Origin of the sequence: Mycobacterium paraffinicum (genome assembly GCF_025822865.1) — a bacterium.
GTDB classification, from domain to species: domain Bacteria; phylum Actinomycetota; class Actinomycetes; order Mycobacteriales; family Mycobacteriaceae; genus Mycobacterium; species Mycobacterium paraffinicum.
Map to the genome: position 1 here is coordinate 55115 of NZ_JACKUR010000023.1, position 22731 is coordinate 77845.

Below are 22731 nucleotides of genomic sequence, written 5' to 3' on the forward strand. Positions count from 1 at the left end.
GGCCGGCGGGCACACGTTGCACGTGATCGCGTGACTGCTACCCGCGAGTCGCGGCATGAACCGTAGCTCAATTCGTACCATACCCCCCCGGGTATTATCAATCGCTCCGGATATACCCCCGTGGGTATGGTATGAAGGAGTCATGGCAAACGAAGTTCACGACCCCGGCGACATGGACGCCGTCCTGGCCCGGTTGCGTCGGGCGCACGGTCAGCTCGGCGGCGTCATCGCGATGATCGAGCAAGGCCGCAGCTGCAAGGACGTCGTTACCCAACTGGCCGCGGTATCGCGGGCGCTGGATCGCGCCGGATTCAAGATCATTGCCTCGGGGCTGCGTGACTGCATCGCCCGACCGGAGGGTAGTCCCACCGACGGGCCGGCCGTGTCGATCGATGAGCTGGAAAAACTGTTCCTGAGCCTGGCGTGACGGGCCGGTGCCGACGAAAGGGAAGCGCAATGAACCCCGCTGACAGCGATCGACCCGGATCGACGGTCACACTCTGGTTGGACCCGGTGTGCCCGTTTTCATGGAACACCGCACGGTGGCTACGCGCCGTTGCCGAGAAGACCGGCATGGCGGTCGATTGGCAGCTGATGAGTTTGGCGGTGCTCAACGAGGGGCGAGAACTCCCGGCCCCTCAGCAGGCCCGCATGCGCGACTCGCAACAAGTTGGCCGGCTGATGGCCGCCATCGCGCGCGAAAACGGCGCCGCCGGGTGGACCGCCGCGTACTTCGCGTTCGGTGAAAGGTACTTCGACGGCTCCGAGCCCCTTGACGACAGTCTCGTCGCCCACGTTTTGACCGCGGCCGGTGCGCGAGACACCACCGCCGCGGTCACCTCGGACGCATCGCTGGACGAAGTCGTGCGACGTGGACACCAGGCGGCGCAAGACGCGCTCGGCGAAACCGGGGGGAGCCCGATCCTGCGCATCGACGGGCATGCGTTCTTCGGGCCGGTCCTGACCGCGTTGCCCGACGTCGCGGACTCGATCGCGCTATTCGATGCGGTCGCCACCTTGGGTGCGGTTCCCCAGTTCGCCCAGCTGCAACGCCCGCGCACCGCGGGTTAGTTCTGACCAACCGGGGCTTGAATTGCCTTAGTGCCTAACGAAATTCCGGGTAGATCGAAACCGAGGAGGAAGAAATGACATCAGGATTGACCACCACGTTGCACACCTCGTTTGAGGAAGCGGTGGAGCAGACCACCAAAGCTCTGGCCGAACAGGGTTTCGGCGTGCTGACCACGATCGACGTCAAAGCCACCCTGAAAAACAAACTCGGGGAGGACATGGAGGACTATGTGATTCTCGGTGCCTGCAACCCCGTGTTGGCGCATCGCGCGCTGGGCATCCACCGCCAAATCGGCCAGTTATTGCCGTGCAATGTCGTGGTGCGGACCGATCCCGCCGAAAGCGATGCGGTTCTGGTCGAAGCGATGGATCCGCAACTCATGGTGAAGGTGACAGGCGAGCAGGGGGCGCTGCAAGAGGTCGCGGATCAGGCCACCACCAAATTGCAGGCCGCGATCGGCGCGCTCCGGTAGCCGATCCGCTGAGGTGCAGGGAGTCAGCCTTGCTGGCTCCGCGCCTCGGCACCCGTTTCCCCGGCATCGAAAGAATCGTCCGAACCGGCCGCTCCCACGTACGAGCCGTCGGCCTCTCCGGCCGCGGCGCGTGACCGAGACTCGTGAGCCTCCGGTTCGACGTCGGACTCTGTCTTGTGGCCCTTCGGCTCTCCCATTTGCTTCCCTCCGGTGCGGGTCTTGACTTCCGACGGGATTCCCCGTGCATGCGCCGCCAAACCAGATCGTGCGGGCAACGGTGGGCCGGGATGGCTGATCTGGCACGAGGACCTCGGCGCTATCCTTAGCGCCCGGAGGCAAGGAGGAACCTCAATGCGCACCTTCGAATCAGTGGCCGAACTCGCGGCCGCTACCGGCGAAACCATCGGCCACAGCGACTGGGTGACCATCACCCAGGAAGACGTCAATCTGTTCGCCAACGCGACCGGCGATCACCAGTGGATCCACGTCGATCCCGAACGCGCCGCCGCCGGTCCCTTCGGCGGGACGATCGCCCACGGCTTCATGACCCTGGCCCTGTTGCCGCGCCTGCAGCACCAGATCTACACGGTCAACGGCATCAAGCTCGCAATCAACTACGGCCTCAACAAGGTTCGCTTCCCCGCCCCGGTGCCGGTCGGCTCCCGGGTGCGCGCGCAGACGTCACTGGTCAGCGTCGACGACGTCGGAAACGGCGCCGTGCAGGCCACCATGTCGACCACCGTCGAGATCGAGGGCGCGCCCAAGCCGGCGTGTGTGGCCGAGAGCATCGTCCGCTACGTGTCGTGACCTACTACCGCGAGACATAAACCACGGCGGCGCTTTACGGCGTGTCGTCGCCATGGTTTATGTGTCGTGAGGCGGCCAGGCGCCCAGGCGGGCCGGGCGGCCAGGCGCGCCGGGTCAGAACTCCGCGACGGAATGCTCGAGCCGCTCGGCCAGCCGCGCCTGGGCTTCCGCGCGCCGGGTGGGTATGTGCGCGGACGGGAATGGCGTTGTAACCGGCTGGTATTCGCGCAAGGTGCGGCGGGCCACCGTCATCTTGTGCAGCTCGGTGGCGCCGTCGGCGATGCCCAGCGACTCGGCCGCCACCATCATCTTGACGAACGGCATCTCGTCGGAGACGCCGAGCGCACCGTGCAGGTGCATGGCCCGTTGCACGACATCATGCAGCACCTGGGGCATGGCCACCTTGACCGCCGCGATATCGCGGCGCACCTTCTGGTAGTCGTGGTGCTTGTCGATCAACCACGCGGTGCGCAACACCAGCAGCCGGAACTGTTCGATCTGTATCCAGCTGTCGGCGATCTTCTCCTGGGTCATCTGAAAATCGGACAGTCGCCCGTGCCGCGTCTTTCGGGACACGGCACGCTCGCACATCATGTCAAAAGCGCTGCGCGCCAACGCGATCGTGCGCATCGCGTGGTGAATACGCCCACCGCCGAGCCGGGTCTGTGCGATCATGAACGCCTGCCCCTCACCGCCCAGCACGTGATCGGCCGGGACGCGCACGTCGGTGTAGCGGACATACCCGTGGCTGGCGCGCGCCGACGATTCGGCTCCCACGCCCACGTTGCGGACGATCTCGATGCCCGGTGTCTCGGCCGGAACGATGAAAAGCGACATCTTGTCGTACGTGCGCGACTCGGGGTTCGTCACCGCCATGACGATGAAGAACGAGGCGTGCTTGGCGTTGGTGGAGAACCACTTCTCCCCGTTGATCACCCAGTAGTCGCCGTCGCGGGTAGCGGCGGTGACGAACTGTCCGGGATCGGAACCGCCCTGCGGCTCGGTCATCGAATAGCACGAGGTGATCTCGCCGTCGAGCAGCGGCTGCAGGTACCGCGCCTTCTGTTCGTCGGTCCCGAACATCGCCAGGATCTCGGCGTTGCCCGAATCGGGCGCCTGGCAGCCGAACACCGACGGCGCCCAGCGGGAACGGCCGAGGATCTCGTTGAGCAGCGCGAGCTTGACCTGGCCGAAGCCCTGGCCGCCGAGCTCCGGCCGCAGATGCGCGGCCCACAGGCCCTGATCCTTCACCTGCTGCTGCAACGGCCGCAGGATCGCCATCATCTCGGCGTTCTTCTTGTCATAGGGGTCGAGAGCGACCAGATCGAGCGGTTCGAGCTCGTCGACCATGAACTTTTCGACCCAGTCGAGCTTTGCCTGATATTCCGGGTCTGTTTCGAAATCCCACATGGTGGCCACCCGTTCCCCGGCGCAGCGCCGCGCCGGACTCATCGATGAAGCCACCCCATCGTAAATGGCGGCGGCGGGGGATCAGTCGTCGCCGCGGGTATCGATCACTCGCTGCGCGATGTCGACGAGTTTGACCTGACTCTCCTGTGACAGGCGGCGCAGCAGGTCGAAGGCGCGCAGTTCGTCCACGCCGTAGCGCTCCATGATGATGCCCTTGGCCTGGCCGATCCGGTCTCGCGTCGACAGCGCCGATTGCATCTCCTGCCCGTGGCGGCTGGCCATGATCGCCGCAGCGGCGTGCGCGGCGAAGACGGTGCCGATGGTCTCGGCCTCGGTGTCCCACACGTCGGGCCGGAAGCTGAACAGGTTCAACGCGCCGGCCGTGCGCTCCGCGGTGTACAGCTTGAACGAAAGGCTGCTCAGCACACCGCGTTCCACGGCCGCCGGCGCATACTGGGGCCAGCGTGGTTCGTCGCGGAGGTCGTCGGTGCGCACGATGGTTTGCTTCAGGGCGGCGTCGTGGCAGGGGCCCTCACTGAAGTCGTGCTGTAGCTTGTCGAGTTCCGCGGCCAGGCCGTCGGTGTCGGCTAGCGACTCGAAGTCCCCGCCCCCCTTGATCAGCAGCACTCCCGCGACGTCCGCCGCCGGTATGAGCTCCACCGCGGCGGCGGTCACGTCGGAGAGGACATCACCGAGCGAACGCGGCGCGGCGATGTCGCGGGCAAGCTCGGCCATGCGCCTCGCCAGCTCGTGCTGGGAACTCGGGTCCGATAGGTCCATAAGCGGGATTGTCCATGATGTATCCCGTTGCGTCACGCGGGCACCTCCCGCGGTGCCCGCCGGCCACCGTTCAGCAGTTGCTGTCGCCGCCGTTTGGTGACACATGCCGCGGGTATCCGCCGACACCAGAACCTTCTCGACAAGCTTAGGGAGACCCAGTGTTCGTTCACCACAAAGATCTTCAATTCGAGGTACGAGTCGACCGGCCGGATCCCCGGTTCGCGACGTTGCTGATGGACCAATTCGGCGGCGCCAACGGGGAACTCACCGCCGCCTTGCAATACTTCACCCAGGCCTTCGTGCTGCGCCAGAAGAATCCGAAGCTGTACGACCTCTTCATGGACATCGCGACCGAAGAGCTCAGCCACCTCGAAATGGTCGGATCGATGATCACCATGTTGCTTGACGGGCTCAACGACAACCTGAAGATCGCCCACGAGAAGTGCGACTGGATGCCGGCGGTTGCCAGCGGCGACGGCCGGGACAGCATCATCCATTCGGTATCGGTCAACCCGCTGTTTTTGGTGCTCAGCGGCGGTGGGCCGGACGTCAAGGACTCCGGGGGAAACAACTGGACCGGCGCCTACATCGACGCCAACGGTGACCCGACCGTCGACCTGCGCAACAACATCGCGGCCGAATCGCGCGCGAAGATCGTGTACGAGTACCTCAAGCAGTACACCGACGATCCCGGTGTGCAGGACACCCTCAACTTTTTGATGACCCGCGAGGTGACGCACTACCAGCAGTTCACCGCCGCGCTCAACGAGCTTCCGGTGAACTTCCCGCCGGGGCAGTTGCCGGGTGACCCGCGCTTCCAGAACGTCGCGTTCAACATGTCCAACGGTGGCGGCGAATCGATCCGCGGCCCGTGGAACGAGGGCCAGGGGCCGTGGCCGGAGGGCATGTCGTGGGAATACGTTGAGAAGCCCGAACAGCACTGGCTCGGCGGCACCACTCGCCAGAACCAGGGCGCACAGCAGAACCCCCAGGGCTCGCCCGCCATCAAGGCCGAGAAGCCCTTCACGCACGAACAACACGTTCCCACAAGTTAATTGGGGACAAGAAGGCCGGGCGCTGAGGATCCAGCGCCCGGCCCTCGAGTTTTTACTTGACCTGCGGGTCCGGCGGGTTGTCCGCCGCGCGGCCGGTCAACGCGTCGCGCACGTGGTCGACGATTGCCGCCCCCATGCCCATCGTCTTGAGCACGGTGGGGTTTGGCGGGGTGTCCGGATGGGGCCGGGTCGGCGCTATTTTCTTTGCCTGTTCCAGCTTTTCGCCGATCTTCTCCAGCTCTTCTCGGCTGATCGCCAGTTCCACCTGCGGCCACACCACGTCCTGCTCGTACGCGATGTGTTCGCGGCCCGCGCGCACGAACTCCTGCAACGCGTCGTGATAGTCCGGCTCCCCGGGCTTGCCGTCCTCGAGCCGCTGCAACAGCTGCTTGCCGGCCTGCTCCTGCTCGATCGCCTTGTCGACGAGCCCGTCGCCGAGCGCGTCGCGCACCGCCGGCCAAAAGAATTGCTCCTCAATGGCTTCGTGCTGCGACTCGGCGATGATGAGATTGTTCACCACCGTTTCCAGACCGCTCGCCTCGGCGCCCGAGCCCGACGGCGCCCCGTCGAGCGTCTCGAACAGACCGAGAACACTCTTGTGGTCCTGGCGAAGAAAAGTGATTGCATCCATGCCTTGCCTTCCAGTTAGGCTTGTCACTCGAAGTGGCCTGCGGATACCCGGGCCCGGGGTGTTGAAACGGCCCGCCCGCGGCGCAAGCTCGAGTGCGGTTGTGGCAAAACACGGTCGTTTCAACCGGTCTCGCCCGGGTAGCGGCGAGCCGAAGCGCGTCTAGTGCAACTTAGGCAAGACGTTGGTGCGGTAGAAGTCGATGGCCGTCAACGGATTGCTCTGGGGGAAATGCAGAAACGGCACGGCGCCGGCGTCCAGGACCGCTTGCACCGCCTTGATGTGGGGGGCGGGGTCGGTACCGACGGTCCAATTCGCCAGCACCTTGTCGATGGGATTGACCGCCGCGGCGCGCTGTATTTCAACCGGATTCGGCTGGTCGACGGCGCCGGCGGTGAAGCGCCATAAGCCGGCGGCCGTCGTCGCCTCGGCGTTATCGCCGACGACAGCGAACAACTCCGCGCGCCTGCCCAGGCTGCCCGGGTCGCGGCCGGCGGCCTCCGCGCCGGCGCTGAATGCGGCCACGAGTGCGGGGTTCGTGACATCCCGGGCCTGACCGATCCAGCCGTCGCCGTATTGACCGGCCACAGTCGCGCTCTTGGGTCCGCTGGCCGCCACGAAGATCGGCGGCGGCGTGGACGGTGTGTCGTAGAGCTTCAGTGCGTTGGTCTGAAAGTACCGGCCGGCGAACGAGGTTCGCGATCCGCTCCACAATTGGCGGATCAGGTTGATCGCCTCGACCAGCCGGTCGTGGCGCTCGGGGTATTTGCCGAACGTGTTGGTGGTCGCCTGTTCGTTGAGCCGTTCCCCGGTGCCGATCCCCAGGAATACCCGGCCGGGGCTGAGGATCGCCAGCGAGGCGAACGCCTGTGCCACCACTGCCGGGTGATAACGGTACGTGGGGCAGGTGACTCCGGTGCCGAACGCGATGCGGCTGGTCGCGTTGCCCACCAGCGCCAGCGTCAGCCAGGGGAACATCGAATGGCCCTCGTTGTCCTGCCAGGGCTGGATGTGGTCGCTGGCCCAGACATACTGAAAGCCCGCCTGTTCGGCCGCCTGCGCTTGCGCCACCAGCTGGTCGGTGCGGAATTGTTCGTGGGAGAGCACCACGCCCACCCGCTTGACCGCGGCCGGTGGCGGGGCGGCAGGGGCGGCGTGGTCATGACCCGGGCGCCCACAGGCGGCTGTGCCGAGCATGCCCGCACCGGCGGCCATCCGCCCGAATGCGCGACGCGAAACGCCGGTCACCGCCCTAACGTACCCGCCGCTCCGGTCATGACACCCGGATGTGGCTCACCCGCTAGCCTGACTCGGGTGACTCCCCAGCCACGCCCGGCGCGCAAGGCCGATGTCCGCGAGCTGTCGCGCACCCTGGGCCGGGCCTTTTACGACGACCCGGTGACGACCTGGCTGCTGCCCGACCCGAAGGAGCGGGCCGCCAACCTGCACCGGTTGTTCGCGACGATGACCCGCCACCACCATCTGGGCTGCGGCGGCGTCGAGGTGGCCTGCGACGGCCCGGACATCGGCGCGGCGGCGCTGTGGGATCCGCCGAATCGGTGGCGCGAGACCCGCCGGGGCGAGCTGGCGATGATTCCGACGTTTCTGCGGGTGTTCGGCCTTCGTACCGCGCGGGCGCGCGGCCTGCAGGAGCTGATGAAGCGCATGCATCCCGAGGAGCCGCACTGGTATCTCGCCGTGATCGGCAGCGACCCCGCGATCCGCGGGCAGGGCTTCGGACAGGCGTTGATGCGGTCGCGGCTGGACCGCTGCGACGCCGAATACTGTCCGGCGTACCTCGAGTCGAGCAAGCCCGAAAACGTGCCGTACTACGAACGTTTCGGCTTCACGGTGACCCGCGAGATCGTCGTCCCCGACGAGGGTCCCACCATGTGGGCGATGTGGCGGTCGCCGCGCTAGGGCGGGTCGCGTTTAGCCCCCCGATCCGGCGGGCAACCGTTCCCGCATGAGCGAAAACCCCCAAGCCGACGAGCTGGTGGACCCCGCGGACTTCCCCGAGGAGGGCGGCCCCGGTGACACGTTGAACGCGAGCGAAGGCACCGACTCCGACGAGTTGCACAACGACGACGGCGACATCGTCGTCGACCCGCCCGAGGGCTGGAGCGAAGCGAACCGGTTCGGCATGACCGCGCGGGAAGAGCGCGAGGGCGAATCTCTGGACGCCCGGCTGGCGGAAGAGGAGCCGGACATCTCGCCCGACTTCCCCGAAGAAGGTGGGGATGGGCTTGCCGACGGTCCTCCCGGACGCGCTCAGCGGGGCCAGATCGATGGCGCGCCCGAAGACGGCCAGTCGCTGTATGAGGTCGTCGATGAGAACGGGGCGCCGGACTTCACTCAGACGACGGAGTGAGGTAGCCAGTGTTCGACTGTTCACTCCGGGTGCGGCGCGGCTAAGGCTTGCTCTTCCAGCCGGCGATGCCGATGGCGATCATCCGCAACTGCTTGACGGCGAGCCGCCGAATGTCTTGAAGCGCCTCGGCGCTCTGCGAATCCTCGATCGCCTCCGCGATGACGATCATCGCGTTGACGAACAGGGTCGCGAGCACGTTGAGATCCTCGGTGGTCCACTCGTGCAGCCGTGGAAAGCGCGCCAGGTCGGTGGCCAGCTCGGAGGTGATCAACCGGATCTCGGTGCGGATGGCATAGCGCAGCACGCTGAGCCCGCTGTTGCGTTCACGGGCAATGAATCGCCAATGTTCCCGCCGCTGCGCCACACTGGCGACCAGGATTTCGACTGATGATTCGATCACCCGGTTCGGGTCGAGCTTGCCGGCCCGCGCTTCACGCAGGGTGTCGCGCAAGCTTCGGAATGACTCGTCGATCAAGACCAGCCCAAGGGCCTCCATCGACTCGAAGTGGCGATAGAACGCGGCCGGCACGATCCCGACCTCACGGGTCACCTCGCGCAGGCTGAGACTGGAAAAGCTGCGGTCCTGCAGCAGCTTGAGTGCCGCGGCGATGATCGCGCGACGGGTCGCCTCCTTGCGCTCCTCGCGTGACCGACTTTCGCGCGAGCGCTCGCGACCAGAACCGCGCACCCGTGAGCTAGGAGTACGGCTGTTCACTGTGTGAAGCCTACCACAGACCTGCAGAAACCCTTGACTGACCGGGGGGTATGGCCCCACGGTGTACATATGTTCACTCAAACCGCTCAGACTTCGGGTCGATCCCTCGCTCGGACTTTTCGGAAGCGAGTCTTGGGTTCAGACCTTCTCGACCTGCTCACCGGCCCGCACGGCGTCGACCGGTACACCGAGCTGGTGGCGCCGACCTGGACGCTGGGGGAGGCCCGCGCCAAGGTGATCGACGTGCGCCGCACCACCGCGCGCAGCGTCACCCTCACCCTCGCTCCGAACGACAGCTTCACATCCGCCCATACCGTCAAAGCCGGCCAGTACGTCAACCTCACCGTCGAGATCGACGGCCGCCAGCACACCCGCTGCTATTCCCCGGCCAACGCCGAGGGGACCGCCCACCTCGAGCTGACGATCGGGCAGCACGACGGCGGGCTGGTTTCGAACCACCTGTACGAACACGCCCGCCCGGGCATGGTGTTCGGTTTGGCCGGCGTCGGCGGCGACTTCGTGTTGCCGGAGCCGGGGCCGCAAAGACCGCGCCGGATCTTGTTCGTTTCCGGTGGAAGCGGCATCACCCCGGTGATGGCCATGGTGCGCACCCTGGTCGCCGAGGGGCACCCCGGCGAGATCGCGTTCATCCATTACGCCCGGAACGCGGGCGAGGCGTCCTACCGCGACGAGCTCGCGACGCTGCCCGGCGTCCGGGTGCTGCATGGCTACACGCGAGCCGAGGGCGGCGACCTCGCCGGCCGATTCGGCGCCGCGCATCTGGCCGCCGCGATGCCGTCACCCGATGCGGTGTTCGTCTGCGGGCCAACGCCTTTGGTCGATGCCGTCCGAAACCACTGCGACACCGTCTACACCGAGAGCTTCGTACCGCCATCCTTCGAAGCGCCCGCCAATCCCTCGGGCGGGCGGGTCACGTTCTCCGACAGCGGAGTCGATGTCGTCGACGACGGACGTCCCCTGCTGGAACAGGCGGAATCGGCCGGCCTGTCACCCGAAAACGGCTGCCGGATGGGCATCTGCCACACCTGCACGCGGCGCAAGACCACCGGCACGGTGCGCAACCTGATCACCGGCGCGGTCTCGACCGGCCCCGACGAGGATGTGCAGATCTGTGTGTCCGTCCCGGTCGGCGATGTGGCCCTGTCGCTTTAGCCCCAACCAATCCTGGAGGAAAAGCCATGACACAGAACAAGATCAACCTGACCCCCGAACAGGCCGACGCATTCGGCCGCGAGCTGGATTCCATCAGGGAACGCGTGATGGCCAGCCTCGGCGCGGAGGACGCCGACTACATCCGCCGCGTCATCAAGGCCCAGCGCGCGCTGGAAGTCGGCGGCCGCGCGCTGCTGTTTCTGCCGCCCGCCTGGTTGCTGGGAACCACGATGCTGGGGTTGTCGAAAATCCTGGACAACATGGAGATCGGCCACAACATCATGCACGGCCAATACGACTGGATGCGTGACCCGAACATCTCCGGCCGGTCCTTCGAATGGGACACCGCGTGCCCGGCCGATCAGTGGCGCCATTCGCACAACTACATGCACCACACCCACACCAACATCGTGGGGATGGACCGCGACATCGGCTACGGCATCCTGCGGATGAGCGAAGACCAGCGCTGGCAGCCGTACTTCCTCGGCAACCCCCTCTACGCCTTCTTGTTGATGGTGTTGTTCCAGTACGGCGTCGCGCTGCACGAACTGGAAACCGAGCGCATCCGCTCCGGCGAAATCGAGCTGGCCGACAAACGAGAGGTGCTGCGCGCGATCTGGAAGAAAACGCGTCGGCAAACGCTAAAGGACTACGTGGCCTTCCCGCTGCTGGCAGGTCCCTTCGCGCCGTTCGTCTTCGCGGGCAACCTCTCGGCCAACCTGATGCGCAACGTCTGGTCCTACATGATCATCTTCTGCGGCCATTTCCCGGACGGCACCCAGGAATTCACCGTCGAGGAGACCAAAGACGAGTCGCGCGGCCAGTGGTACTTCCGCCAGGTCCTCGGTTCGGCAAACCTCACCGGTGGCAGGCTCTTTCATCTGCTGTCCGGCAACCTGTCCCACCAGATCGAGCACCACCTGTTCCCGGACATGCCGGCGCGGCGCTACGCCGAGATCGCGCCCGAGGTGCAAGCGATCTGCGAGCGCTACGGCATCCCCTACAACCGCGGCCCGCTGCTGCGTCAGTTCGGCACCGTCGTCCGTAAGATCGTCCGGCTCACCTTCCCGGACTCGGTGCTGCGCAAGGCCAGCCCCGACCGGTCGGCCGATCCGGTGCCCGCGGCCGCCTGACAGCCGCCCCCGACCCCCGCACGTGACCCGGGCATTCACGTGCGGGGGCACAATGGGCTGCGTGGAGTGGACCGGCGCGCGGTATGCGGACAAACCGACGGTGGAGGCATCGACGTGGATCGATGCGGATCCGGCCCGGGTGTGGAGCCTGGTCTCCGACATCAAGCTCATGCCGACGCTCAGCAACGAGCTGCAGGCGGTGGAGTGGGCCGAGGGTGCCGACGGCCCGCGCGTGGGCGCCCGCTTCCTCGGACACAACGAGCACGACGCGTTCGGGCAATGGACCACCACCTCGCAAATCGTCGCGTGTGACGAGCCGCGCGAATTCGCTTGGGCCGTCGGGGAACCCGACAACCCCGCGGCGATGTGGCGGTTCCGGCTGAACTCCCGCGATGGCGGCACGGCGCTGAGCTACTGGATGCAGATGGGCCCGGGACGTTCGGGGCTGTCGGTGGCCATCGAATCGATGCCCGACAAGGAACAGAAGATCGTGTTCGTGCGGATGCGCGAATTCGAGGCCGCGATCGGCAAGACGCTCGCGGCGATCAAGAGGCTGGCCGAGCACGGGGTGCGCTGATGCGCACCGCCACCACGGTCGAGTTGTCGAGCGCCGGCCGGGACACCGCAACCTTCGTCGTCGAGGCGGAGAAGCTGGGCCTCGATGTGTGCTGGGTGGCCGAGGCCTGGGGCTCCGACGCACCGTCGGTCCTGGGCTACCTCGCGGCGCGGACCGAACGCATCCTGCTGGGCTCGGGCATCCTGCAGGTCGGCGTCCGATCGCCCGTCATGGTCGCGCAGACCGCCATCACATTGTCCAACCTGTCTGGTGGGCGCTTCCTGCTCGGGCTGGGCGCGTCCGGCCCGCAGGTGATCGAGGGCTTGCACGGCGTCTCGTTCAGCGCGCCCCTGGCCCGCATCTCCGAAACCGTCGACATCGTGCGGAAGGTGTTCACCGGAGACAAACTCTTGTACTCGGGCAAGCAGTTTCAGATCCCTCTGCCCGGCGGCGAAGGGGTGCCGATGCGGTTGTCGACCCGGCCGGAACATCCCATTCCGATCTACCTGGCCGCGCTGTCGCCGGCGATGCTGCGGCTGACGGGCCGGGTCGCCGACGGGTGGCTGGGCACCAGCTTCGTCCCGGAGGGTGCCGGCGCCGCCTACTTCTCGCATCTCGACGAGGGCCTGGCCGCTGCCGGCCGCGCGCGCGCCGACGTCGACATCTGCCAGGGCGCCGAAGTCGCGTTCGCTTCAAACGAGGAGGAACTGCGCGCCATGGTCGCCGGCCGCAAGAAGGAGCTCGCGTTCAGCCTGGGCGGGATGGGGTCGGCGAGCACGAACTACTACAACCAGGCCTACAGCAGGCAGGGCTGGGCCGGCATCGCCGCCCAGGTGCGCGAGCGCTGGCAGCGGGGCGACCGCGACGGCGCGGCCGCGTTGGTCACCGACGAAATGGTGTTGGCCACCACACTGATCGGCACCGAGGAGATGGTCCGCGCGCGGCTTGCGGTGTGGCGCGCCGCCGGCGTGAACACCGTGCGGCTCTACCCGGCCGGCGACACGCTGGAGGCGAAGCTTCGCACGCTCGGCCGCGCCGTCGAGTTGGTTCGCGAAATCGAAGTGCCGGCGGGCTAGCTGGTGGTGGTCGGCGCCTGCGCCGCCTTCACCAGCTTCACCTCCGGCCGCTCCGGCACCCCGTCGGCGAGGAACCACCGGAATGCGAGGTTGCCGCGCGGATAACCCAGCGTGGTCAGCGAATTCGGATGATCGGTTCTATCGCGGGACAAGACGATCGTCACCGAGCCGTCGTCGTTGAGAGCGGCGCTGTGGCCATTGATCGAACAGCGGGCGTCCGGCCCCTCGGAGGCGCCGAAGGTGGCCATGAACTGGTTCCACACCACCAGGTTCCAGAACCGGCAGGCGGGCGGCCGGTGCGTGATCACCAGCGCTTCGTCGTCGGCGAGCACAAAGCTGCCGTATGAGTAGCAGGCGTCACGCGCCGACCAGCCGAAGTTTGCGTCGGGGACCTGATAGGGATCGGCGAATTGATTTGCCGCGTGCGCAGTTTCGTGCCCCAGGGCATGGTCGTCGTCGGCGCGCGTCCCTACCGCCAGCGGCACGATGGCGAACATGGTGCGCAACCAGGTCGCGACCGCCCGCAGGCTCGCGGCGGTCTCGCCGTCGCCGTGCCGGATCGGCTCCGGATCGTCGAGCGCCTCGATCCGCCAGGTGACGGGGCGGCCGGTCAGCGGGTCGGCCTGGTAGTCGCGGGTCATCAGCACGGCGGCGTCGGGGATGGGGCCGAGTTCGAAGGCGAAATTGCCGTCCGCGGCCACGTCGAGATCGCTGTCACGGACGATCGCGACCACCCGGTCGGACCACGCGCCCGGTGACGGCTCGTTGTAGGCGGTCACCGAAAAGTACACGCTGTCACCGCGATTGCCACTGATGCGGTAGCGGCGCTTCGGGTCGACCGGACACATGAAGTAGTAGGCGTCGGTGTTGTCGCCACCCCAGCGGCGGTCGCGGCGGAACGGCGTGTTCACCGCGACGAACTGGGGCCGGCCGGGCTCGGGGAACAGGTAGGCGTCGAAGCCGACGCAGAGCGTGCTGGCGAGCATGCGGTAGCCGTCGGCGATGTGGCGGTCGTCGGTCACCGCCCGGTCGCCGTCGGTGAAGGAGCGGTCCAGGGTGCCCAGGGTGGCGAGCAGTTCCTGCCACGCGGCCGTCGTTTCGTGCGTCATGCGCGGATTCCCTTCAGGAGCAACGTGGTCGTGCGATCGACCCAGGCGTCATCAAGGTCACCGACACGGGTGAGCAAGCCCATCAGGGTGATGCCGGCGATGGCGTCGGTGAGTTCGGTGGCGGTCACGTCAGGCCGGACCTCGCCGCGGCCCGCGGCCCGCTCCAGCAACTCGGTCAAGCCGCCGCCGATGACGCCGGCGAATCGCTCCAGCAGCGCCGAGTGCAGGGTGGGGTCCGCGGCCATCTCGCCCACCAGGCCCGGCAAGGCCGCCCTGGCGGCCGGCGTCGTCAGGAAAGCCATTGAGCGACGGACCATTTCGTGCAGGTCCTCGGGCAGTGAGCCGGTATCGGGTAGCTCGGTCGCGACACCGATGGGGAACACCGCCTCATGGACCAGGTGCGCCTTGCTCGGCCAGCGCCGGTAGATCGCGGGCTTGCTGGTGCCGGCGCGTTCCGCAATCGCGGAGACCAAGAGCCCGGCATAGCCGGTTTCGGCGAGCAGCTCGACCGTCGCGCTCAGCACCGCGCCGTCGATGCGTGGGTCACGGGGCCGGCCAAAATCCACTACCATTACGAAACTGAGAGTAACATAAGTCGCCGTGACCGCCGCCGTTCGCCTCGATGACCTCGCCGTGCCCCGCTTCAGCGCCGAGGCCCAACAGCTGCTCGACATGATGGCCTCGCTGGCGCCGGACTGCCCGCTGGATGCCGAGGCGTTGCATGCGAGGGCCGCCGCGGACACCGGCCTGGACGACTTCGGCGCGGACGACTATCGCGAACGGCTCGAGGTCTACCTCGCGGCGCTGCGCGACATCGACGGGCTGCACGAGGCCGGGGTGGTGAATTTCTTCGGGCAGCTGCTGCAGTTGCTCAAGAACCGGCTGCTGTTGACCGATCTGGTGCGCAGGCATCCGGAAATCGACGACATCGAGCTGCAACCGCCGGTGGTCATCGCCGGCCTGCCGCGCACCGGCACCACCCATCTGCACAACCTGCTGGCGGCGCCGCCCACCTTTCGCACCATGCCGTACTGGGAAAGCGTCGAACCGTTCCCGTTGCCGGCCGAGGCCGGGGTCGAGCCGGATCCCCGCCGGGCGCGGATGGACGTCGCGGTCGGGCTGATCAACACCGTGATGCCCCACTTCCCGCTGATGCACGAGATGACCACCGAGCATGTCCACGAAGAGATCCAACTGCTCGCCAACGATTTGTCGACCATGCTCTTCGAGACGCTGGCCGACGTGCCGCGCTGGCGCGAGTACTACCAGGCTCACGACCAGACGCCGCACTACGAGTACCTCGCCCGGCAACTCAAGGCCATGCAGTTCTTGCGGGGCGGACGGCGCTGGTTGCTCAAGTCGCCCCAGCATCTCGAGCAGGTGCCGGTGCTCGATCGCGTTTTCCCCGCCGGCATCGTCGTTTTCACGCACCGTGACCCGGTGCCGGTGGCGCTGTCGATGATCGCGATGATCACCTACTCCGCACGCATGCACCGGTCACCGGTGCCCGTGGAACGGATCGCGGCGTCGTGGATCGACCGACTCGAGCACATGCTCACCGCCCTGGTCCGCGACCGGGAAACCATCGGCCCGGAACGCTCGATCGACATCCGGTTCGACGACTTCATGGCCGACGAAACCGGTGTCGCCGAGCGGGTGTACGCCCTGGCCGGCGAGCCGTTCACCGACGAAGTTCGAACGGCAATCGACGACTACCTGGCCGGTCACCGCCGCGGCCGGCTCGGGAACGTCGCGACGTCCTGCGAGATGTTCGGCCTGCGGGAGGCCGACCTGCGTCGCCGGTTCGCGCCGTACGTCGAGCGGTTCCTGGCCTAACCGGCGGCGGCCCGCTACGTTCTCACTTCATGGTCACTATGCCCGCGCTGGACGGTGTCGAACACAGGTACGTCGATCTCGGAAGCGGTGTGACGATCCACGTCGCCGACGCGGGTCCGGCCGACGGGCCGGCGGTGATGCTGGTGCACGGCTTCCCCCAGAACTGGTGGGAATGGCACAACCTGATCGGGCCGCTGGCCGGCGACGGCTATCGCGTGCTGTGCCCCGACCTGCGGGGCGCCGGCTGGAGCTCGGCGCCCCGCTCGAGTTACACCAAGACCGAGATGGCCGACGATCTGGCGGCCGTCCTGGATCGCCTCAACGTCAAGACGGTCAAGCTCGTCGCCCACGACTGGGGCGGGCCGGCCGCCTTCATCATGATGCTGCGCCACCCGGCAAAGGTGACCGGGTTCTTCGGCGTGAACACGGTGGCGCCCTGGGTGAAGCGCGACCTGCGGGCGGTGCGCAACATCTGGCGGCTCTGGTATCAGATCCCGATCTCGTTGCCGGTCATCGGGCCGCGAATGATCAGCAACGTCAACTCGAGGGCGAGCCGTGTGCTCGGGTCTTGGGTGGGTGGCGGCTACGCGCTGCCCGAGGAGGACCTCCGCCTCTACACCGAGTGCATGCGTCAGCCCGGCCACGCGGAGGCGGGTTCGCGGTGGTATCGCAGTTTCCAATCGGGGGAGATGCTGCGCTGGATGCGCGGCGAGTACGCCGATGCCCGCGTCGAGGTGCCGGTCCGCTGGCTGACCGGCACCGAAGACCCGGTGATCACGCCCGAGCTGACCGACGGATATGCCGACCACATCAGCGATTTCAAGGTCGAGCTGGTCGACGGCGTCGGCCATTGGATCGTCGACCAGCGCCCGGAGCTGGTGCTCGATCGGGTGCGGACCTTTCTGCGCGGCGAAACATAAACCGCTGCACGCCGTTTCGGCGTGTCGTCGCAACTGGTTATGTGTCGCTTCGAGAACCCTGCCTCAGGGCTGGACGAGGATACGGATGGGGTTGCCTTGTTGATGCTCGAGCATCTCGATGCCGTGCGCCACGTCTTCCAGGGCGACAATCTCGCTGATCGACCGTGAAAGGTCAAGGCGCCCAGCCGAAACCAGCTTCGCGAGGGTCTCGATGTCGACGTTCTGATAGCCCAGGTGGCCGAGGACCTGCTTGCGGGTCAAACCGAACAGGGAGGTGGGCCCGATGGTCGGCGCCTGCGCGCTCATGCCGACGCCCACCAGGCGGCCGCCCGGGGTGAGGCAATCGAGCCCCTGCTCGAACGTCGCCTTCAGCCCGACGGCGTCGAAGGCCACATCCAGCAGCCGGCCGCCGGTAATCTCGGCGATCTTGTCCCTGAGCCCCTCGTCGCGGGAGTCGAACGCGTGGTCCGCGCCCACGGCCAGCGCACGCTCCAAAACCGCGGGGTTGACGTCTACGGCGATGATCGGTACGGCGCCGACCAACCGCGCCAGCTGGACGATGTGGGTGCCGAGGCCGCCGACGCCCCACACGCCGACCGACTCGCCGACCGCCACCTTCCCGGTCCGGACGACCGCGCCGAACGGCGTGGACACCGCGTCGGCCAGGATCGCGGCCTGCTCCAGCGGAACGTTGTCCGGTACCCGGGTCAGGCCCGCCGCCTGCGCCAGGGTGTACTCGGCCCACGCTCCGTCGTACGCGAACGCCATCAATTGGATCCGTAGGCAATTCACCACATCGCCGCGCCGGCAGTTCGCGCATTTCTGGCAGGGCCGACCGGCGGCAACCACGACGCGGTCGCCCTCGGCCCAACCGGTCACCTCGGGGCCCAGCTTCGCGATGGTGCCCGACGCTTCGTGGCCCTGGATCACCACGGGCCGCTGCGCCGGGAAGGTGCCGTTGATAAGGCTCAGGTCGGAATGGCAGATGCCGCAGAAGGCGACCTTGACCAGGACTTCACCGGGACCGGGCTCCGGTATTGGAACATCTTCGAGCGCAACCCTTTTGGTGTCCGCGTAATAGCGCTCGGCGCGCATCGTCGTCGCCATGGGGCTAGTCGACGCCGATGGTGACTTCCGTGGACTTGATGAACACGGTTGCGGGCTGCCCGACCTTCAGGCCGAGATCGGTCGCGGCGTCCTTGGTGACGGAGGAGGTGACGACCTGGTCGCCGCCGTCGAGCTTCACCTTCACGATTGCCATGACGGTCCCGAGATCGACCTCGGTGATGGTTCCTTGGAGCTGGTTTCGGGTTGATAGCCGCATCGCGAGGTCCTCCGTCTGGGTTAGGCGTCTGCGGTTGACCCTAGCCCGGTGACGATGCGGGCCGGAACGGCCTGCGGTGGAGGCGGGCGATTCAGGTCAGTGTCGCGGGCCGAGCAGGGCTATGGAGGCGTCGACGGCCGGCTCGACGATTTCCCGCACCGGCTTCCCGTCCTCGACGGCAAGGGCGGTGAGTTCGCGCAAACCGCCCAGCAAGATGACCGCCAGCGCCGCGGTCAGCGGGGGCAGCTCGGCCCGTTGGAACCCGGGGCTGGCGCTGAGGTCGATCAGCAGGCTGGACAGCAGCTGTAGCCCGCGGCGCTGCACCGGGCGGGCGGCGGCACCGAGCGACGGAAGCTCCCGGATCCAGCTCAGCGTGATGGCCGGCCGGGATTCGATGTAGCCGACGTATGCCTCGACGGCCTGACGAATCTGCCGATGCCAATCGGCCTCGGGGTCGACGGCTGCCGCGATGCACGCGCCGAGCTTTTCGTTGTCGGACCCGAGCAGCTCCAGGAAGCACTCTTCCTTGCTCGCGAACTGGTCGTAGAAGGTGCGCTTGGATGTCCGGGCGTGACGAACGACGTCGGCGACGGTGCTGGCGCGGTAGCCGCGCTCGGCGATCGAGGTGGCGAGGCCGTCGAGCAACCGGAGCCGGAACGGGTCGCCGAGAGCCGCTTCGTCAGCCGTTGCTGTCGCCGCCGATGTCACCGCCGGCACCCCTTTCGATCGGTACGGCACCCTTGTCAGGTCTGGTACCACAGAGTACCGTATGTTCGAGAGAATTGGTACACCGCGGTACCACCCCGATGCTCGGGGCAGATATGGGGAGCAGTCCGCCATGAGTGAAGTAGTCACCGCCTCGCCGGCCAGCACCGCCCTCCGGTTGCCTCCCGCAACCCGGCTACCAAAGCTGTTGCAGGGACTGGGTTTTGCCGTATCGCGGCGGGGGATGATTCAGCGGCTGGCTCGTCGGCACGGCGAGGTCTTCACCCTGAACCTGCCCATCTACGGCCGGGTCGTGGTGGTCGCCGACCCGCAGCTGGCCAAGCAGATCTTCACCACCAGCCCCGACGAGCTCGGCAACATCCAGCCCAACCTGAGCCGGCTGTTCGGCTCCGGCTCCGTCTTCGCGCTCGACGGGGAGGACCACCGCCGGCGGCGGCGGTTGCTGGCGCCGCCGTTCCACGGCAAGAGCATGAAGAAGTACGAGGCCATCATCGAAGAAGAGACCCTGCGCGAGACCGCCGGCTGGCCGGAGGGTGAGGGCTTCGCGACGCTGCCGTCGATGATGCGCATCACGCTCAACGCCATACTGCGCGCCGTCTTCGGGGCCGAAGGCGCCGAACTCGACGAGCTGCGCCGGCTCATCCCGCCGTGGGTCACGCTGGGCTCACGGATGGCGACAATGCCGAAACCGCAGCGCAATTACGGGCGCTTCACTCCCTGGGGGCGGCTCGACGAGTGGCGCCGCCAGTACGACACCATCATCGACAGGCTTATCGAAATCGAGCGGGCCGATCCCCACTTCGACGAGCGCTCCGACGTTCTCGCACTGATGCTGCGCAGCACCTACGAAGATGGTTCGGCGATGTCGCGCAAGGACATTGGCGACGAGCTGCTCACGCTGCTGGCCGCAGGCCACGAAACGACCGCCTCCACGCTGGGCTGGGCGTTCGAACGGCTGACGCGGCATCCGGATGTGTTGGCCGCCCTGGTCGAGGAGGCCGACAATGGCGGGCAGGAGCTGCGACAGGCGACCATCCTGGAAGTCCAGCGGGCGCGGACGGTCATCGATTTCGCGGCCCGCCGCGTCTACCCGCAGCGTTATCAGCTCGGGGAGTGGGTCATTCCCCGCGGCGAATCAATCCTGGTGAGCATCGCGCAGATTCACGAAAATCCCGACGTGTTCCCGAATCCGGAGCGCTTCGACCCGCAACGGTACGTCGGGACCAAGCCGTCGGCCTTCGCGTGGATCCCGTTCGGCGGCGGCACCCGTCGCTGCGTTGGGGCGGCGTTCGCCAACATGGAGATGGACGTCGTGCTGCGAACGGTGTTGCGCCACTTCACTCTTGAGGCCACGACGGCGCCGGGGGAGCGGTGGCACGGCCGGGGCGTTGCCTACACACCGAAGGATGGCGGCCAGGTCGTGGTGCACCGGCGCTGAGCCGGAGCTGCCTACTGGTCCGCGGTGGCCCGCCGCGGCAGTTTCCAGCCCGGGCGGATGTAGTGACAGGTGTACCCGTTCGGGTAGTGCTGCAGGTAGTCCTGGTGCTCGGGCTCGGCTTCCCAGAAGTCTCCGGCGGGGCTGACCTCGGTCACCACCTTGCCGGGCCACAATCCGGACGCCTCGACATCGGCGATGGTGTCCAGCGCGATTCGCTTCTGCTCTTCATCGAGGTAGAAGATGGCCGACCGGTAACTGGGCCCACGGTCGTTGCCCTGACGGTCTTTCGTTGTCGGATCGTGGATCTGGAAGAAGAACTCCAGCATGGTGCGGTAGTCGGTGACGGCCGGGTCGTAGACGATCTCGATGGCCTCGGCGTGCGTGCCGTGATTGCGGTAGGTCGCATGCGGGACGTCGCCGCCGGTGTAACCGACCCGCGTCGAAACCACACCCGGCTGCTTGCGGATGAGTTCTTGCATCCCCCAGAAACAGCCGCCGGCCAGGATCGCCTTTTGGGTTGCCATTGCTCGTCCTCCTAACGGGCCACGATGCCGCCCAGGCTACACTCCGCCGATGAGCTGCAACGGTGCCGCAAAGTGACTCCCCGTTCGTTCTCCCGCACCGAACTGGCCGCAGCATTCGAGAGGTTCGAGGAGACGGTGGCCCGGGCCGCCGAGACGCGCGACTGGGACGCCTGGGTCGAGCAGTACACGCCCGACGTCGAGTACGTCGAACATGCGGCGGGCATGATGCGCGGCCGCGACGAGGTGCGCGAGTGGATCAAGCAAACGATGACGACCTTTCCCGGCAGCCACATGGTGGCGTTCCCCACGCTGTGGTCGGTGATCGACGAGTCCACCGGGCGGGTCATCCTCGAACTGGACAACCCGATGCGCGACCCTGGCGACGGCAGCGTCATCAGCGCTACCAACATCACGATCATCACGTACGCCGGTGACGGCCGGTGGAGCCGTGAAGAAGACATCTACAACCCGCTGCGTTTCCTCAAGGCCGGGATGAAGTGGTGTCGCAAGGCCCAGGCGCTGGGCACGCTCGACGAAGACGCCGAGAGGTGGATGCAGCAATTCGGAGGATCTCAGTGAGCACCAAACCCAAATTGGTCATCGGCGCCAACGGCTTTCTGGGTTCGCACGTCACCCGCCAACTCGTCGCCGACGGCTTCCAGGTCCGGGCGATGGTGCGCCCGAATGCCAACACCCGCTCCATCGATGATCTCGAGATCACCCGTTTTCACGGCGACGTTTTCGATGACGCCACGTTGCGCGAAGCGATGGACGGTGTGGACGACGTCTACTACTGCGTGGTCGACACCCGCGCATGGTTGCGTGACCCCGCGCCGCTGTTTCGCACCAACGTCGAAGGCCTGCGCAACGTTCTCGACGTCGCCGTAAGCCAACCCGACCTGCGCAGGTTCATCTTCACGAGCACGTACGCGACGGTGGGCCGACGGCACGGGCACGTGGCGACCGAAGACGACCTGATCAGCCCGCGGGGGCAGACCCCCTACGTCCAGTCCCGGGTGCAGGCCGAAGACCTGGTGATGCGGTACGTCGCCGAGGCGGGGTTGCCCGCCATCGCGATGTGCGTGTCGACGACCTACGGCGGCGGTGACTGGGGCGGCACGCCACACGGTGCCTTCATCGCCGGCGCCGTCTTCGGCAAGCTGCCCTTCGGAATGAACGGCATCCAGCTGGAAGTCGTCGGCGTCGACGATGCCGCACGGGCCATGATCCTGGCCGCAGAGCGCGGCCGCATCGGCGAGCGATACCTGGTCTCCGAGCGGATGATCGCGTTGAACGACGTCGTACGCATCGCGGCCGACGAGGCCGGGGTGCCGGCGCCCCAACGCTCGATTTCGGTCCCGATGCTCTACGCGCTTTCCGCGCTGGGCAGCCTGAAGGCCCGGCTCACCGGCAAGGACTCCGAACTCAGCCTGGCGTCCGTGCGCATGATGCGCGCCGAGGCCAACGTGGACAGTGGCAAGGCCAAGCGCGAATTGGGTTGGCAGCCGCGCCCGGTCGAGGAGTCGATCCGCGAGGCTGCCCGCTTCTGGGCCGCCATGCGCACTCCGCGAAAGACCAGCCCGGCCGCGCAGCCCGAATAGGCGCC

27 protein-coding genes are annotated in these 22731 nt (G+C 67.0%); 16 read left to right on the plus strand and 11 right to left on the minus strand.

All coding sequences use genetic code 11. From position 1 onward, the window contains the following. Positions 1–142: 142 nt before the first annotated feature. The 4 genes from H7J89_RS12430 to H7J89_RS12445 all read left to right on the plus strand — a co-directional run bounded on the left by H7J89_RS12430 (position 143) and on the right by H7J89_RS12445 (position 2351). A complete protein-coding gene (locus H7J89_RS12430) occupies positions 143–427 on the plus strand; it encodes a metal-sensitive transcriptional regulator (protein WP_067946880.1) in 285 nt (94 codons plus the stop codon). Between the two features lie 29 nt (positions 428–456). Next, complete coding sequence (locus tag H7J89_RS12435; protein ID WP_264043948.1) at positions 457–1071, plus strand: mycothiol-dependent nitroreductase Rv2466c family protein; 615 nt, start codon at positions 457–459, stop codon at positions 1069–1071. Between the two features lie 74 nt (positions 1072–1145). Further along, positions 1146–1544: a DUF302 domain-containing protein gene (locus H7J89_RS12440; protein ID WP_264043949.1), complete on the plus strand. Its 399-nt coding sequence runs from the start codon at positions 1146–1148 to the stop codon at positions 1542–1544. A gap of 351 nt (positions 1545–1895) precedes the next feature. Next, the gene (locus H7J89_RS12445) at positions 1896–2351 is read left to right on the plus strand and encodes a MaoC family dehydratase (protein ID WP_264043951.1); all 456 of its coding nucleotides are present in this window, start codon (positions 1896–1898) and stop codon (positions 2349–2351) included. 114 nt (positions 2352–2465) lie between these two features. Here the strand turns inward: H7J89_RS12445 and H7J89_RS12450 are convergent, their stop codons facing one another. Continuing rightward, on the minus strand, positions 2466–3761 hold the full coding sequence (locus tag H7J89_RS12450; RefSeq protein WP_264044257.1) for an acyl-CoA dehydrogenase family protein: 1296 nt from the start codon (positions 3759–3761) through the stop codon (positions 2466–2468). 81 nt (positions 3762–3842) lie between these two features. Then, complete coding sequence (locus H7J89_RS12455; protein ID WP_264043953.1) at positions 3843–4541, minus strand: GAF and ANTAR domain-containing protein; 699 nt, start codon at positions 4539–4541, stop codon at positions 3843–3845. A 158-nt stretch (positions 4542–4699) separates the two neighbouring features. On the opposite strand from H7J89_RS12455, the gene H7J89_RS12460 reads away from it, so the two are divergent. Further along, positions 4700–5596, plus strand: a complete 897-nt coding sequence (locus H7J89_RS12460; protein ID WP_264043955.1) for a manganese catalase family protein — start codon at positions 4700–4702, stop codon at positions 5594–5596. 52 nt (positions 5597–5648) lie between these two features. On the opposite strand, the gene H7J89_RS12465 is transcribed toward H7J89_RS12460, so the two are convergent. Continuing rightward, complete coding sequence (locus H7J89_RS12465) at positions 5649–6227, minus strand: hemerythrin domain-containing protein (protein WP_264043957.1); 579 nt, start codon at positions 6225–6227, stop codon at positions 5649–5651. A 159-nt stretch (positions 6228–6386) separates the two neighbouring features. Continuing rightward, positions 6387–7472 (minus strand): F420-dependent hydroxymycolic acid dehydrogenase, encoded by a 1086-nt coding sequence (locus H7J89_RS12470; RefSeq protein ID WP_264043959.1) that lies wholly within the window; start codon positions 7470–7472, stop codon positions 6387–6389. Between the two features lie 66 nt (positions 7473–7538). Here H7J89_RS12470 and H7J89_RS12475 point away from each other — a divergent pair, with 66 nt between their 5' ends. Continuing rightward, entirely contained in the window at positions 7539–8144 is a 606-nt protein-coding gene (locus H7J89_RS12475) for a GNAT family N-acetyltransferase (protein ID WP_264043961.1), read from the plus strand. A gap of 46 nt (positions 8145–8190) precedes the next feature. Continuing rightward, a complete protein-coding gene (locus H7J89_RS12480) occupies positions 8191–8595 on the plus strand; it encodes a hypothetical protein (protein WP_264043963.1) in 405 nt (134 codons plus the stop codon). A gap of 40 nt (positions 8596–8635) precedes the next feature. Here the strand turns inward: H7J89_RS12480 and H7J89_RS12485 are convergent, their stop codons facing one another. Continuing rightward, positions 8636–9283, minus strand: coding sequence for a TetR family transcriptional regulator (locus H7J89_RS12485; protein ID WP_264044258.1), 648 nt, complete (start codon positions 9281–9283; stop codon positions 8636–8638). A gap of 96 nt (positions 9284–9379) precedes the next feature. Between H7J89_RS12485 and H7J89_RS12490 the strand changes: the two genes are divergently transcribed. Genes H7J89_RS12490 through H7J89_RS12505 form a run of 4 tightly spaced genes read left to right on the plus strand, consistent with a single transcriptional unit; the run spans position 9380 to position 13248 of the window. Then, positions 9380–10483 carry a ferredoxin reductase gene (locus tag H7J89_RS12490; RefSeq protein ID WP_264043965.1) on the plus strand — a complete coding sequence of 368 codons (1104 nt, stop codon included), beginning with the start codon at positions 9380–9382 and terminating at the stop codon, positions 10481–10483. Positions 10484–10509: 26 nt separating this feature from the next. After that, a complete protein-coding gene (locus H7J89_RS12495) occupies positions 10510–11616 on the plus strand; it encodes a fatty acid desaturase family protein (RefSeq protein ID WP_264043967.1) in 1107 nt (368 codons plus the stop codon). A 52-nt stretch (positions 11617–11668) separates the two neighbouring features. Beyond that, positions 11669–12193 carry an SRPBCC family protein gene (locus H7J89_RS12500; RefSeq protein WP_264043969.1) on the plus strand — a complete coding sequence of 175 codons (525 nt, stop codon included), beginning with the start codon at positions 11669–11671 and terminating at the stop codon, positions 12191–12193. Then, entirely contained in the window at positions 12193–13248 is a 1056-nt protein-coding gene (locus H7J89_RS12505; protein ID WP_264043971.1) for an LLM class flavin-dependent oxidoreductase, read from the plus strand. Before H7J89_RS12500 ends, H7J89_RS12505 begins: the two co-directional genes overlap by 1 nt. Here the strand turns inward: H7J89_RS12505 and H7J89_RS12510 are convergent. Further along, positions 13245–14357, minus strand: coding sequence for a DUF1214 domain-containing protein (locus H7J89_RS12510; protein ID WP_264043972.1), 1113 nt, complete (start codon positions 14355–14357; stop codon positions 13245–13247). The two genes, H7J89_RS12505 and H7J89_RS12510, sit on opposite strands and share 4 nt — an antisense overlap. Beyond that, on the minus strand, positions 14354–14929 hold the full coding sequence (locus tag H7J89_RS12515) for a TetR/AcrR family transcriptional regulator (protein ID WP_264043975.1): 576 nt from the start codon (positions 14927–14929) through the stop codon (positions 14354–14356). The genes H7J89_RS12510 and H7J89_RS12515 overlap by 4 nt, the downstream gene beginning before the upstream one ends. A gap of 28 nt (positions 14930–14957) precedes the next feature. Here H7J89_RS12515 and H7J89_RS12520 point away from each other — a divergent pair, with 28 nt between their 5' ends. Then, positions 14958–16193 (plus strand): sulfotransferase family protein, encoded by a 1236-nt coding sequence (locus H7J89_RS12520; protein ID WP_264043977.1) that lies wholly within the window; start codon positions 14958–14960, stop codon positions 16191–16193. A 29-nt stretch (positions 16194–16222) separates the two neighbouring features. Continuing rightward, complete coding sequence (locus tag H7J89_RS12525) at positions 16223–17113, plus strand: alpha/beta fold hydrolase (RefSeq protein WP_264043979.1); 891 nt, start codon at positions 16223–16225, stop codon at positions 17111–17113. A gap of 63 nt (positions 17114–17176) precedes the next feature. Here H7J89_RS12525 and H7J89_RS12530 read toward each other — a convergent pair whose 3' ends face one another. From H7J89_RS12530 to H7J89_RS12540, 3 genes are all read right to left on the minus strand, one after another. Continuing rightward, a complete protein-coding gene (locus tag H7J89_RS12530) occupies positions 17177–18220 on the minus strand; it encodes a zinc-binding dehydrogenase (protein ID WP_264043980.1) in 1044 nt (347 codons plus the stop codon). 4 nt (positions 18221–18224) lie between these two features. Then, positions 18225–18437, minus strand: coding sequence for a TOBE domain-containing protein (locus H7J89_RS12535; protein WP_264043982.1), 213 nt, complete (start codon positions 18435–18437; stop codon positions 18225–18227). A gap of 96 nt (positions 18438–18533) precedes the next feature. Further along, positions 18534–19145, minus strand: coding sequence for a TetR/AcrR family transcriptional regulator (locus H7J89_RS12540; RefSeq protein ID WP_264043985.1), 612 nt, complete (start codon positions 19143–19145; stop codon positions 18534–18536). 130 nt (positions 19146–19275) lie between these two features. On the opposite strand from H7J89_RS12540, the gene H7J89_RS12545 reads away from it, so the two are divergent. Further along, positions 19276–20601 (plus strand): cytochrome P450, encoded by a 1326-nt coding sequence (locus tag H7J89_RS12545; RefSeq protein ID WP_264043987.1) that lies wholly within the window; start codon positions 19276–19278, stop codon positions 20599–20601. An 11-nt stretch (positions 20602–20612) separates the two neighbouring features. Here H7J89_RS12545 and msrA read toward each other — a convergent pair whose 3' ends face one another. Then, on the minus strand, positions 20613–21125 hold the full coding sequence (gene msrA, locus H7J89_RS12550) for a peptide-methionine (S)-S-oxide reductase MsrA (protein ID WP_264043990.1): 513 nt from the start codon (positions 21123–21125) through the stop codon (positions 20613–20615). 72 nt (positions 21126–21197) lie between these two features. Here msrA and H7J89_RS12555 point away from each other — a divergent pair, with 72 nt between their 5' ends. Together H7J89_RS12555 and H7J89_RS12560 are read left to right on the plus strand one after the other, a co-directional pair. Continuing rightward, the gene (locus H7J89_RS12555) at positions 21198–21704 is read left to right on the plus strand and encodes a nuclear transport factor 2 family protein (protein WP_264043991.1); all 507 of its coding nucleotides are present in this window, start codon (positions 21198–21200) and stop codon (positions 21702–21704) included. Beyond that, complete coding sequence (locus tag H7J89_RS12560) at positions 21701–22726, plus strand: NAD-dependent epimerase/dehydratase family protein (protein WP_264043993.1); 1026 nt, start codon at positions 21701–21703, stop codon at positions 22724–22726. The genes H7J89_RS12555 and H7J89_RS12560 overlap by 4 nt, the downstream gene beginning before the upstream one ends. The last annotated feature ends 5 nt before the right edge of the window (positions 22727–22731 follow it).

Excerpts from the sequence above, each read along its gene's own strand:
- H7J89_RS12545 (WP_264043987.1), top strand. The coding sequence starts at position 19,276 with ATGAGTGAAGTAGTCACCGCCTCGCCGGCCAGCACCGCCCTCCGGTTG.
- H7J89_RS12505 (WP_264043971.1), top strand. The coding sequence starts at position 12,193 with ATGCGCACCGCCACCACGGTCGAGTTGTCGAGCGCCGGCCGGGACACC.
- msrA (WP_264043990.1), bottom strand. The coding sequence starts at position 21,125 with ATGGCAACCCAAAAGGCGATCCTGGCCGGCGGCTGTTTCTGGGGGATG.
- H7J89_RS12435 (WP_264043948.1), top strand. The coding sequence starts at position 457 with ATGAACCCCGCTGACAGCGATCGACCCGGATCGACGGTCACACTCTGG.
- H7J89_RS12510 (WP_264043972.1), bottom strand. The coding sequence starts at position 14,357 with ATGACGCACGAAACGACGGCCGCGTGGCAGGAACTGCTCGCCACCCTG.
- H7J89_RS12525 (WP_264043979.1), top strand. The coding sequence starts at position 16,223 with ATGGTCACTATGCCCGCGCTGGACGGTGTCGAACACAGGTACGTCGAT.
- H7J89_RS12530 (WP_264043980.1), bottom strand. The coding sequence starts at position 18,220 with ATGGCGACGACGATGCGCGCCGAGCGCTATTACGCGGACACCAAAAGG.
- H7J89_RS12445 (WP_264043951.1), top strand. The coding sequence starts at position 1,896 with ATGCGCACCTTCGAATCAGTGGCCGAACTCGCGGCCGCTACCGGCGAA.
- H7J89_RS12465 (WP_264043957.1), bottom strand. The coding sequence starts at position 6,227 with ATGGATGCAATCACTTTTCTTCGCCAGGACCACAAGAGTGTTCTCGGT.
- H7J89_RS12490 (WP_264043965.1), top strand. The coding sequence starts at position 9,380 with ATGTTCACTCAAACCGCTCAGACTTCGGGTCGATCCCTCGCTCGGACT.
- H7J89_RS12450 (WP_264044257.1), bottom strand. The coding sequence starts at position 3,761 with ATGTGGGATTTCGAAACAGACCCGGAATATCAGGCAAAGCTCGACTGG.
- H7J89_RS12430 (WP_067946880.1), top strand. The coding sequence starts at position 143 with ATGGCAAACGAAGTTCACGACCCCGGCGACATGGACGCCGTCCTGGCC.
- H7J89_RS12500 (WP_264043969.1), top strand. The coding sequence starts at position 11,669 with ATGGGCTGCGTGGAGTGGACCGGCGCGCGGTATGCGGACAAACCGACG.
- H7J89_RS12535 (WP_264043982.1), bottom strand. The coding sequence starts at position 18,437 with ATGCGGCTATCAACCCGAAACCAGCTCCAAGGAACCATCACCGAGGTC.
- H7J89_RS12480 (WP_264043963.1), top strand. The coding sequence starts at position 8,191 with ATGAGCGAAAACCCCCAAGCCGACGAGCTGGTGGACCCCGCGGACTTC.
- H7J89_RS12455 (WP_264043953.1), bottom strand. The coding sequence starts at position 4,541 with ATGGACCTATCGGACCCGAGTTCCCAGCACGAGCTGGCGAGGCGCATG.
- H7J89_RS12440 (WP_264043949.1), top strand. The coding sequence starts at position 1,146 with ATGACATCAGGATTGACCACCACGTTGCACACCTCGTTTGAGGAAGCG.
- H7J89_RS12515 (WP_264043975.1), bottom strand. The coding sequence starts at position 14,929 with ATGGTAGTGGATTTTGGCCGGCCCCGTGACCCACGCATCGACGGCGCG.
- H7J89_RS12495 (WP_264043967.1), top strand. The coding sequence starts at position 10,510 with ATGACACAGAACAAGATCAACCTGACCCCCGAACAGGCCGACGCATTC.